10 protein-coding genes and 1 pseudogene are annotated in these 11,312 nt (G+C 57.4%); 5 read left to right on the top strand and 6 right to left on the bottom strand.

Annotated features, from left to right (window positions below):
* From B7X49_RS17090 to B7X49_RS17075, 4 genes are all read right to left on the bottom strand, one after another.
* The coding region (locus tag B7X49_RS17090) for a DEAD/DEAH box helicase (protein ID WP_286840356.1) at nt 1-474 on the bottom strand (474 nt) is incomplete at its 3' end.
* A gap of 340 nt (nt 475-814) precedes the next feature.
* Nucleotides 815-2,146: a plasmid replication protein RepC gene (gene repC / locus B7X49_RS17085; RefSeq protein ID WP_286704649.1), complete on the bottom strand. Its 1,332-nt coding sequence runs from the start codon at nt 2,144-2,146 to the stop codon at nt 815-817.
* Nucleotides 2,147-2,609: 463 nt separating this feature from the next.
* Nucleotides 2,610-3,530, bottom strand: a complete 921-nt coding sequence (locus B7X49_RS17080) for a ParB/RepB/Spo0J family partition protein (protein ID WP_286704650.1) — start codon at nt 3,528-3,530, stop codon at nt 2,610-2,612.
* Between the two features lie 97 nt (nt 3,531-3,627).
* Nucleotides 3,628-4,833, bottom strand: coding sequence for an AAA family ATPase (locus B7X49_RS17075; RefSeq protein WP_286704651.1), 1,206 nt, complete (start codon nt 4,831-4,833; stop codon nt 3,628-3,630).
* A 1,121-nt stretch (nt 4,834-5,954) separates the two neighbouring features.
* Between B7X49_RS17075 and B7X49_RS17070 the strand changes: the two genes are divergently transcribed.
* Nucleotides 5,955-6,095, top strand: a complete 141-nt coding sequence (locus B7X49_RS17070) for a hypothetical protein (RefSeq protein WP_286704652.1) — start codon at nt 5,955-5,957, stop codon at nt 6,093-6,095.
* Nucleotides 6,096-6,341: 246 nt separating this feature from the next.
* On the opposite strand, the gene B7X49_RS17065 is transcribed toward B7X49_RS17070, so the two are convergent.
* Nucleotides 6,342-7,523, bottom strand: coding sequence for an IS256 family transposase (locus tag B7X49_RS17065; RefSeq protein WP_286840353.1), 1,182 nt, complete (start codon nt 7,521-7,523; stop codon nt 6,342-6,344).
* 293 nt (nt 7,524-7,816) lie between these two features.
* Nucleotides 7,817-7,996, bottom strand: coding sequence for a hypothetical protein (locus B7X49_RS17060; RefSeq protein ID WP_286840351.1), 180 nt, complete (start codon nt 7,994-7,996; stop codon nt 7,817-7,819).
* A gap of 188 nt (nt 7,997-8,184) precedes the next feature.
* Between B7X49_RS17060 and B7X49_RS17055 the strand changes: the two genes are divergently transcribed.
* From B7X49_RS17055 to B7X49_RS17040, 4 genes and pseudogenes are all read left to right on the top strand, one after another.
* Nucleotides 8,185-9,219 carry a tyrosine-type recombinase/integrase gene (locus B7X49_RS17055; RefSeq protein ID WP_286840349.1) on the top strand — a complete coding sequence of 345 codons (1,035 nt, stop codon included), beginning with the start codon at nt 8,185-8,187 and terminating at the stop codon, nt 9,217-9,219.
* Complete coding sequence (locus tag B7X49_RS17050; RefSeq protein WP_286840348.1) at nt 9,219-9,836, top strand: hypothetical protein; 618 nt, start codon at nt 9,219-9,221, stop codon at nt 9,834-9,836. Before B7X49_RS17055 ends, B7X49_RS17050 begins: the two co-directional genes overlap by 1 nt.
* A gap of 179 nt (nt 9,837-10,015) precedes the next feature.
* Complete coding sequence (locus B7X49_RS17045) at nt 10,016-10,696, top strand: hypothetical protein (RefSeq protein ID WP_286840346.1); 681 nt, start codon at nt 10,016-10,018, stop codon at nt 10,694-10,696.
* Nucleotides 10,697-10,954: 258 nt separating this feature from the next.
* Nucleotides 10,955-11,224: pseudogene (locus B7X49_RS17040) on the top strand (ammonia channel protein); the annotation flags it as partial.
* Nucleotides 11,225-11,312: the final 88 nt, after the last annotated feature.

Below are 11,312 nucleotides of genomic sequence, written 5' to 3'. Positions count from 1 at the left end.
ATATTCAGGCCGAAAGTCATGACCCCACTGGCTGACACAATGGGCCTCGTCGATTGCGATCAGGGCGATCTGGGCGCCGTCAAGCATATCGAGGAAGTCTGGCATCATAAGCCGTTCGGGCGCGACATAAAGGAGATCGAGCTTCCCGTCTCGCAACGCCGCCTTGGCCTTCTGCCGTTCGCTACCGGTCAACGACGAGTTCAGCGTCGCGACTCGCACACCGAGTTGGCGGAGGATGTCGACCTGATTGCGCATGAGCGCAATGAGAGGCGAGACCACAATGCCAACGCCCAGACGACAGATGGCGGGGATCTGGTAGCACAGGGACTTACCTCCACCGGTCGGCATCAGAACGATGGCGTCGCCACCATCGATGATGTGCTCAATGATCGGCTGCTGCTCACCCCTGAAACCAGGCAGGCCAAACACATTTTTCAGGATGCATAATGGCTGGTCGGTTTCAGCGTCCGGGATATCCCTCCCATGCGCATCAACCTCGGTTGGTGCCACGCGTTCTGTTTGCCTCAGATCACGAATGCTACCGTCACGATGGTCGCGACCGTTCAAGATTACCCCCTCCCCTCCTCCCACTTTGCTCAAAACGTGGTTCGGACACAAAAGTTTGGTTTACGTACGCGAGATGTAAACTCATCAAAAACACCTATCCGTGTTCTTATCCGGACACTACGTCATTAGGAATATGGTTGGCGTTGCAGATTGGCAGGCACTTTTGGACGTGTCCAATGAGCTCGTCATTCCTGGAGCATCGCAGGACATCGCCACTCTTGTTTCGTGAGCCTTTTTGGCTCGACGGTTAGTGTTGGGCACGCATCCCCCAGATCGTTCGTGCGAGATGAAGTTCACCTTTTTTTGCCCGTGAGACCATGCCGTTGAAATATGCCCCTGGGCTGCGGCGGAAGTGGCTTTGTGGTTTTGCCGAAACGATAGCGATAGCGATTGCTGCCTGCTCTCGTCCCATTGCCAGGCAGGCATCGCCCCAAATAGATTTCGATATTCCAAGTTCCTCCCGCAGCCAGTCAGCAGCATCAACAATCTCAGCCCATCGTGGCATTGTATCACGTAGATATGGCTTCATTCGTGGTGCGAGTTTCATCAATTCGGTAGGTGTTATCTTGAGAAATGACTCCGGGTCGGTTTGAATAGTTGTTGCGGCTCCATGGGAATTTTTAATACCGCGAGATCTGGTGATTGTCTTCTCCCGTTTAGTTGGTTGAGATGTGGTTGGTTCTGCCAACGCCGCAACTTTTATTTCCTCCTGAGCAATTACAGTATCCTTTGGATTTATAAGATATTTTGTAGTTGTAATATGGGGCCAATTTTCCGGCTCCTTGGGGTCAATATCCACAGATGACTCAGACACAGATGGTGGTGCTTTTGCCTGTCTATTAAAGGTCTTTTCGAGATATTGACGCATCTCGCACTGCACCGCTTCCAACGTCGCTAAGGCCTTCTCCATTTCGTCGGAATTCCTTCGACTGGCGACACCACGTGAAGCCATTGTCGCGGCGCTACAGTAGGCCTCCCACTCTTCGCCGGTGATTCCCTGCTCGTCCGCAGTCTGAAGTAGCTGGCGGATACCGTTTCGAGCGATCGTAGTCCGGCGCTTAAGAGCAGACACACGGGTTCGCTCCTCTCTGCCCGCTTGTGCGATCGCCTGGAACTCGGCAAAGCGGCCAGCGATTGGTGACAGATCGAAACCATAGGCCTCGATAATTCTACCCTGAGGCCCACGTCGACCGTATCGCTTACCGTTCGGGCTATCCTTCATCACGACAAGCCCGAGCTCGACCAAGTGGCGGTTCAGGTTTTTCACTTGGCTCGCACCTAAGCCCATAGCCTCCTGCTGCATTGCGGCAGAGGGCCAAACGATAGGCCGTGACGATGGCTGCCAGTCTAGTGGATTGGTGAATCGAAATAGCCAATCGACGGCATGCACGACGTTTGGGCGTATCCCGAGATAGGGTGCGGCTGCTTTAAAGATCGCTAGGACCTGTCCTGGGAGCATTTCGGAGATGAATGTGTGTTCCCCAGAATTCTTCATTGTTTGAAGCATTGGTGGTGTTATTTTGCGAAGTCCATGCGCCGTGTGACGGCCGCACACTGACATCCGGTTTCCGGTGTCCATTATGATCCTCCATATGATGCGGGATCGCAACGAACAAAGCGTTTCCACAAACACCCGAACGGCAATTCGAGCTTGTCGGATTCGCACTCAGATGCTATTCAGAGATTTCAGGACTTCTCTGGCAGCCTGAGGCTGTTGCGATTAAACGGAAAGCCCGCCCGGCAAGGCGGGCTTTTCATTTTTCGGGACGGGTGATTAAGTCTCCATATCGCGGCCTCTCTCTTTCAGTACGAATACTCGACCTTGAGCGTTTTTCGGTAGTTGCTCGGTCTGAACTTTTGGTTTTAACGGCTCTGGAACTACCCAGATAACAGCGTGCTCAGCCAACCTCGGTTGTTGTGATGTTTCACGCGTGAAACTATTAGGAACACCCTGGTGTATGCGTGCCATAATGAGCCGAATTAGATACGTAGGCACCGCCTTAAAGGAAGGACCGTACATGTAACCCAGGATCCCAGGACAATTAGTCATGTTTTACCGACGCCAGACCGGAGGCTTTTATTATGTTTGTCACGTACTCCAGAATGACATCAAGGTCTGCATCAGTCCCTGCATGAATTTGGAAGCGCAACCCACTTCGATTTTCACCAAGCAACGTCAATACTGGTTTTCCTTGGTAAAGGAATCGACGCGGTTCTGTAGGCATCTCACCTTGCCCGCTCGCCGCCTTGAGTATCCTTGCCAGAACAGTAGCGGTTGGAACTCCCCCCTTCCCTTCTTGAACCAGAGTATGATTCTCTTCGGTGATTTTCCGAGCCTCTTGGACGGCTCTATCCCTAGAAAATTCTTCCGAGGTGGCCTGCGCAAGCCCGTAGCCTTGTCTCAGGCTAATTTCATTAACAGCCGTGAATGCGCCAAGGATGCTGTCGCTGATGTTGGCGAACGCAATCATCTTTGAAAGCAGTCCCTTTGAGATATTGAGGCGCTCCGCCATCTTCGACTGCCGATTGTCGTAATGGAGCGGCAAGGCCATCGCATAATTCCTAGCCCGTTCGAATTCGGATATATCGACTCTGGCGCGGTTTTCCAGGTCAGCCAATCGAAAGGCTGCTTCATCGTCGACATCACGGACCTCTGCTAAAAAGACAAAATCCGGGTAGTTGTTTGTTCGAAGCCAAGATGTGGCCCAGTGCCGGCGTGTCCCATAAATCACTTCGTAATCGTGATGTGGATCGTTCTTAAGCTTACGGACGAGGGCGGGAACTTTCTGGCCGCCCTCGGCAATCATAGAAAGAATTAAATCTTCACAGCGGGCATAGTTGAGGGTGCCGTAATTTCTGCCGTTGCCCTCCCAGATGCGACACCGATTCGGATCAACGCGGATCTGTGTAACCTGCTTCAGTTCTCCAGAAGCAATGCGTTCTAAGGAGTTGGAGCGCGTCAAGAGCGGCGTTCCAACGCCTTCTGTAGGTCGGCTCTCTAACTCGGTCCCGGAGGTAGACTCTGGCTTTAGTAGCCGATCTAGATAACTCTTCTGTGGACTACGCGACATTGAGTTGCTCATCCGGAAAGGAAGGTTGCGCACGATTCCAAGGTCTGCGGATAAGGTGTTCAACTTGTGCCATGACGCTATCCATATTTGAGCGGCACCGTTTATGGGTCCGTGCGGTGCCTACGGGCTTTTCGAGTTCATAGACGGTCATCATTCGCAGTGCCGCATGGCTGATTTCGGCCGAATCTAGAACTGCGTTTGGTAGCAGGCTCGCACCAAATGCCTCTTCCATCACTTTGAGCACCATTGTCTGTGATGGATCATTTACATCGTGGCGCGAGCAAATAAGGCGAACAAAATCGTAGTTGGTCTCGAAGCCTACCTGACGTAACTGAGCCAACACTTGGCTCATCATGGAGAGAAACTGAACAGTCGAGCAAAAATCTGGCGTCGTTGCCGCTAAGGGAACGAGAATAGACGTAGCGGCCTGCATAACAGCCAAGCTGATGGTACCAAGTGCTGGAGGCGGATCGAGAATGACCACGTCATAATTTTCTGACGCTTTTTGGAGTCCTTCTCGTAGTTTTCTGAAACGGGCGGAGATCACGCTTTCTCCAGTTGCTCCCGCTGCTGCAAGTTCATATTCTACGTCGAATAGTTGAAGGCAACTGGGGATAAGGTCGACGTTTGGCCATGGGGTGCGATGTATTGCATAACCCAAATCGTCCTGTGTCGCCTCAAGGGCAAGATAGGGATATAGGGTGGCTTCCTGAGGTATCTGAAAATGGGGATTGAGCCCGAATAGCGTTGTTGTTGTTGCTTGACTGTCACAGTCGACAACAAGGACGCGATATCCTTGGACAGCCAGATAATGCGAAAGATGCGTAGTGATTGTGGATTTTCCAACACCGCCCTTAAAGTTTTGAACCGCGATGATGGCTGCGCGGTCTTTTGACCCCCGCCGAGGTGATGCATCTAGTACCTCTCGCATATGCAGGATATCGTCGATGCTATATCCGAGTCGTCGTCCTTTTTCACCTTCGGATGGCGGTGATAGTCTTCCATCTTCTTCTGCCAGTCTGATTCGGTTGGGCGAGCACCCCAGAAGTTGGGCGGCCTCCATAATTCCGAACTTTAGATTCAGCGACTTTCTCCGGTCAGGAAGAAATGCGTGCTTGCGAAGCCTCTCAACCATCCGTTCTCCGGACTGGGCAAGGTGGTCGATTTGAGTAACTTCTGCACCCGGTTCAGACATTGTTCTCTCAATCAGATTTAAGACATATCGCTAAGTCATTAGAATTGTCTGGAATGAACAACCTTTTCAGAAAAAAGGCAAGAAGAAGTTCAACAGCACCTAGAACGACTAAAAGGAGCGCACCAGGACACGTTGTCGCTCTAGGTCATCTTGTCCGAGTCGGTCCAACATAATTTGAGTCGTTTTCCGACAGCGACGAGCTGAACACGGGACGGCCTCATGAGGCCGAACTGAAAGTTTCACGCGTGAAACACTAATGCAGCCGCCTTGACGCTCGGAATTGGCTGCGTCAGTTCCTGAGCGAACAGCCCGGTCGGTGACCAGAGTCAATGCAAACAACGCGGACTATAAACACCCTCTCGATGACGCCTGCGTTCGCCTTGGTTCGTGGTGCCGAACGGGAGGTGCGACCAATGAATGGTTGCGGCAGCTTTCGTTGTCCGCACCATCCAATCAAGATGAGAGGGGCGGGCCGCCAAAGGATCTACATTATTTCGCTGAGCGCGCGACCTTCGAAAGGATCGCCAAAAGTTCGGGGTTACGTGCACACACAGAAGCTTTCGAATCGAGTCGCCGGCTGGAGCTCAGATCAATTTTCACTTTAATTAAGGTTGTCATCATCAAAGCCGCGGCGGCGACATCGATATCTCACCTGCAACATCTCACAATAGCGCCAGCGGTCGTCGGGATAACTCGGAGTTTGCCAGTTGGATGGTGCTGGTGGGGTCAACCTGGGATTTCTGCAGCCGTCACATTCCCCCATACGCATGTCAGCGTTACGGCTTTCACGCCGTAGCCCTAGCTATGCTCACCGACGAGGAGTGTACCTCTGTCGGCGTTTATGCTGGTCAGGGGCGGGCGGTCACGTTTGGGCGTCAGTCACATCAGGAGCGCCCCGGGCACGACAGAGTCCGCCGCTAATCCTGAATGTAGCAAAGCGGTCATACGTGGGAAACGGTCTGCTCGGCGGCCAGCGAGCCCTCACGCGCATAAGACGGTGCTCTAGCTTATTGGCCAAACTGTGATTGACGGTTGTCTGGTAACTAAAAAAGCACCAACCACTCTGCTGTCCCCGGCGGACTAGGTATTTGCAACATCCTAATTGCGCTACTGGCAGCGCTATGTTTTTCCTGATCTGCGTCGAGATAGAGAACGCGATGGCCGTTCGTGGTGCAGCATCGCTCCATCTTTATGGTGCAGGTGTATCAGCGATGGACCATACGCTGGTTGATGGTGAAGTAGTGAAAGACACACCGGTGTAGGCAGCCTTGGCCGCATAAATATGCCGTAGATTGCAATCCATACGTACCCCTCGGGACCATCGATCAGTTGCGGCCGGATGGTTAAGGCGCCGGCGCACCGTATGGCGCCTAACTACCTGGGGCCTCCGGCTGTTGCGGCGCAGGTTGCGGTCGAAATTAACTTCACCGGTCGCGAGGGGGGGGAGGGGTGCCACCATGGGCTTGGGATTGAGCAACCTGATGTCTGGAAAATAGGGCGAGCGGGGGTCAGGCATCCTGGTAGTCCCACTTGATGTAGCCCTTGGTGTCGGCGGCCCATTTTTCATCGATTTCGACGAGGACGGCGCTGACGAGGCGTTCGAGGGAGGCTTCGTTGGGGAAGACCCTGATTTTGGTGGTGCGGCGTTTGAGTTCTTGCTGGATGCCGCGTTCCATGGGGTTGGAGGTGCGAAGTCGGCGCTGGTGGGGTTCTGGCAGCGTGAAGGCGGTGAGGCCTTCGGGGATATTTCGTTCGAGCCAATCGGCGAGCTTTGGTGCGGTGTCGCGATAGGCATTGACGAGGGTTGTGAGTGCGATCTGGGCCGCGGCGAGGGAATTGGCGTTCCAGACGGTCCGGAGTTCTGCGCCGATGCGTTTGCGGATGGCGTGGTTGGGGGCGTGGTGGATGGCGTTTTGGGCGAGGTGGAATTGGCATCGTTGCCAGTGTGCGGCGCCGAACACGGCGCGGCGTGCGGCGTGCAATCCGGCATGGTCATCGGAGACGATGAATTCGACGCCGCGCAGGCCACGCTGATGGAGGCTTTCGAGGAAGGCACGCCAATGAACTTCGGCCTCGGAAAGGGCGACCGAGACCCCGAGGACACGGCGGCGTTCATCGGGTCCGATGCCGATGGCCGAGAGCACGGCGGCATCGCGGACGACGCCATTATCGCGCATTTTTTCATATCTGGCGTCGAGGATGAGGTAGCGGATCTCGGCGAGGGGTCGGGTGCGCCAGGCGGCGAGTTCGTCATCGAGCAGCTTGCTGGCGCGACTGACCTGGGCGGAAGAGAGGCTTTCGATGCCGAATTCGCGCATGACGGCTTCGACGTCGCGGGTAGAGACGCCTTTGATATACATTTCGGCGACGGCGAGCATGACGGCGCGGACCGAGCGTCGGCCGCGTTCGAGGGACTGTGGGTAGAAGGGTTCGCCCACGTGACCGGCGGTTTTGGGGACATCGACGGTGATCGACCCGGCCGGGGCATCGATCCGCTTGGGCTTGTAGCCATTGGCGTAACCCTGACGATCGGGGTTGCGCTCGTAGTGGCTGGCGTGGAGGAAGCGTTCGCGCTTGATCTGCATGGCGAGTTCGAAGGTCCTGGCAAACACCGTGGCGATATCGCCTGCGCCGTTTTCGATCAGATGTTCCAAAAGTGCCTCGATAATCGTATCCTTTTTGGCGTCCATTCATTGGTCTCCATGTTGGTGTGAACAACTGCATGGAAGACCAGAATGAACAGCCCTTGCCGGGGCATGCCCCGGCAAGGGCACCAACTCCCAACCCCAAATGAATTTCCAGACGTCAGGTTACACCACCTGCCGATGACGCTGTGACCCGAGGATATGGTAACCTCCGCCACGTGTTGTGCGGCAACCGGCCGCACGAGTACCGGGTTATCTCTGCGATCAATGAGTCGGGCGCGGTTGTCCGAGTTCAGCATACCCGCCGTAGCACGTCAGATTGTCGGGCCCGCCGGCCCTTAGTGGGGCCTTGCTGCGGCATTCGCGAGCTCATCGTACAGGATCGTGAGTCCCTCGACCGAGAGTTCCCGCAGCGCGAGGGCGAGCATCGTGGCCCAGCGGCACCAATTGTTGACTTGGCGGGCAGTGACGCCGCTGAGGCGGGCGAAGCCGGCCTGGCTGACGTCTGCTTGGCTCAACAGGGCGGCGAAAGCTGACCCAGAGATCGTTTCCATAGCTTTCACATAGAACGCAGTTCTATACCAGACGCAAGCTGAGGGCCTGCTGTCTATGACAGGGAGCGACCTACGCGCGATAATCACTATTATCGCGCGTAGTGCAATTATTTGGGTTGCTATCGTCTCAGCGCCGGCCTATCGGTCGAATCATGGTCGATCAACATCCCGAATCTGGTCGGGCTCTCGACGGTGAGATCCTGGCCGATCCCGCAGAAAACCCAGGCATCGCGGTCGCGCCGGCCCTGACGCCGGCTGGCCAGGCGGCGCTGGCACAGGCGCAGGCGTTCGCGCGCCAGGCGGTCTCGCCCGCGACCCTACGGGCCTACAAGGCGGATTGGACCCATTATGCCGCGTGGTGCGACCGCACCGGCTTTGTCCCGGTGCCGGCCACCCCGGCCGTGGTGGGCGCGTATCTCTCCAGCCTCGCCGGCTCTCATGCGCCCACCACGATCCGCCGGCGCCTGGCTGCGATCGGCACGATGCACCGGTTCAATGATCTGCCGTGGAACCCCGCCCATGGCGATATCCAGCACCCGCTGCGCGGCGCGCTCCGCAATCACGGCCGCGCGGTGCAGAAGGCGGCGGCATTAACACTGTCGATGCTGCGCCAACTGGTCGCCACCTGCGATCGCACCGCGCGCGGCCGGCGCGATCGTGCGTTGCTGCTGATCGGCTTTGCCGCGGCGCTGCGCCGCTCGGAACTGGTGGCGCTGCAGGTCGATGATATCGCCGAGGACGCACGCGGGCTACGGCTCCGCATCCGGCGCGGCAAGACCGATCAGGCAGGGGAGGGGGCTGAGATCGGTGTGCCGCGGGGCCGCCATGTCGAGACCTGTCCGGTGCGGGCGTTCCAGGACTGGATGGAGATCGCCACCCGCAAGTCAGGACCCTTGTTCCGCCGGATCAGTACCGGCGACACCATTGGGGATGTCGGGATGCATCCGGATGCTGTGCGCCGGATCCTGGCGTATCGCGCCGAGATGGCCGGTCTGGTGATCGAGGGGTTCGATCGCCTGAGCGCACACGCGCTGCGCGTCGGCTTCATCACAGAGGCTTACGCCAAAGGTGTGCGTGATGAGGATATCATGCGCCACACGCGTCACCGCACCCAGAGCGTGATGCGCGGCTACGTCCAGCGCGCCGGTTTGGTCAGTGACAGCCCGGCCGGCATGCTCGATCTCTGATGGCGCTGCGGTTTCCGTGGGAGACCGAGCCTGATCCGGTCGAACCAGTCACCACGCCGGCGCGGCAGCCTCTGCCGCCCCCGCTCCCGAAACCGCGGGGACGTCGGCCGTCTGGCCCGTCCCGATCGGATGCACCGCAGACCGCAAACCCCTGGGAGATCAATGGCGCGGCGATCGAGGAGGATATTTTTATCCGCGCGGTGAGCCACACTGGCGGGCAGCGGAGTCTTTCGGTCGCGGGCTGCCGTATTCTCGCCCGTCAGTTCCGCGATCGGATCGAGGCCCGCGAGGCCAGGGCACGAGACCGGATCGGGGTCAGCCGCCCGTGCCCATTCGATCTGCAGGTCCTGGTCCCGATCCCGCCAGCGATCTTGGCACTCGGGCATGACCATCCGACGGCGCTGGCCTGGTTGTCCCGGCACTGGGGGATCAGCGATCTGCCGCGGCAGGTGATTGTGCGCCCCGACGCGGGGCCGGGGCGGCGGCAGAAGATCGGTCATGGCGTTCTCGGCTATGGGTTCTTCACGGCGGAGACCTCTCCGCGACCGGCACTCATCGCCATTGCCGAGGCCTGGCCGGATCTGAAATTTCAGCTTCTGCCGATCTCAACGGATTGAGCGCCACTATGGATGGGTCATCCGGCGCGGTGGACGGGGCAGGGGAGGGGAGCTCGCCGCATCTGACGCTGGATGGGTTCGACGGATCGCTGGCCCTGCTGCTGGCCCAGGCACGGGCGCATCAGATTGATCTGTCGACGCTCCGCTTACCTGAACTGATCGACCAATTGGCTGATCGATTGGAACGCGCGCGGGCGACAATTCCGTTGGGCCATCAGGCGGATTGGGTGGTGATGGCGTCGTGGATTTTGCTGTTGCGGTCTGACCTGCTTTTGCCAAGGGATGCGCCGGCGCAACAGGCGGCGGAACGACGTGCGACCGATCTGCGGGACCGTTTGGTCGTGTTACAAGAGATTCAGGCGTTGGGCGCGTGGCTGGACCAGCGGCCGCAGTTGGGGCGTGATGTTTTTGCCCGTGGCCGATCCGAGGCGATCGGAAGCGTGATCGGCGGTTCGATCGAGGTCGATATGATCGCCTTTCTCTGGGCGTGTCTGGAGCAGTTCGATGATCCCACCGACGCCGTCGATACACGGCCGATCTATCGTCTGCCGGCGCTGGACCTGTATGGTATTCCGGAAGCCCGTGACCGGATCATGCGACTGCTGGCCGAAAGCGGAGAGGCGCTCAGCCTCGATCAGTTGTTGCCGGGACCCAATCAGCAGATGGATCAACCCCAAACGGAAACTCGATTGCGGAAACGCTCTGCGTGGTCGAGTACGTTCGTCGCCAGCCTGGAGCTTGCCAAGCAAGGCGATGTCGCGCTGGCGCAGGCGGAAAACTTCGATCCTATCATCGTCAGCGTCAGTTCCAGCGACCAACCTCTGCCGAATATTTCTTCGACGCCTTCCGCTTCGCCGTAGCCCCATCCTCTCAAGAGTCTGAGCCTCCGGCAAACCCGGCGCTGTTCAAAGCTTCGCAACTAGTCCGCCGCGCGCCGCTATTGTCGCTGTTATAGCTTCGATCGCAGTCGTCGTAGGAGTCGCCTGCCAGAGCGGCACTTATGGTGGCGCTGACGAGTCCAGCTGGCATTTTTAGACTGGCATGGTTTGTGCGTGACATGGTTCGTCACACGGTTCATCCGCACCGATAAACGGGCGGTACAAAAGGAGTTGGTCGCAATGAAGCGACGTCTATGGGTCTCGGGAGCAATGGCGCTCCCGTTCATCGGCTTGTCTATGCCTGCAAAAGCGGCAGAATCTGGGCTAAGTGCGGGCGATACTGCCTGGATGTTGATCAGCTCCGTATTGGTGCTCCTGATGACCATACCCGGCCTTGTCCTATTTTACGGTGGCATGGTTCGCAAGAAGAACGTTTTGGCTATGATGATGCAAAGTGTGGTCATCTGCGCGCTTGTTACCGTCCTCTGGATGGTGATCGGCGTAAGCGTCCGCCAGAGGCCGTTGGCCTAGTTTTGGGCAGGACGTCAGGACTTCTGGTCGATCATCCAGGGTAGGAGTTCATTGATCCGGCTGGCTG

Source organism: Acidiphilium sp. 34-64-41, assembly GCF_002282635.1.
GTDB lineage: Bacteria > Pseudomonadota > Alphaproteobacteria > Acetobacterales > Acetobacteraceae > Acidiphilium > Acidiphilium rubrum.
Note: the sequence above shows the minus strand (reverse complement) of the source record. Positions and strands in the feature narration are given on the sequence as shown.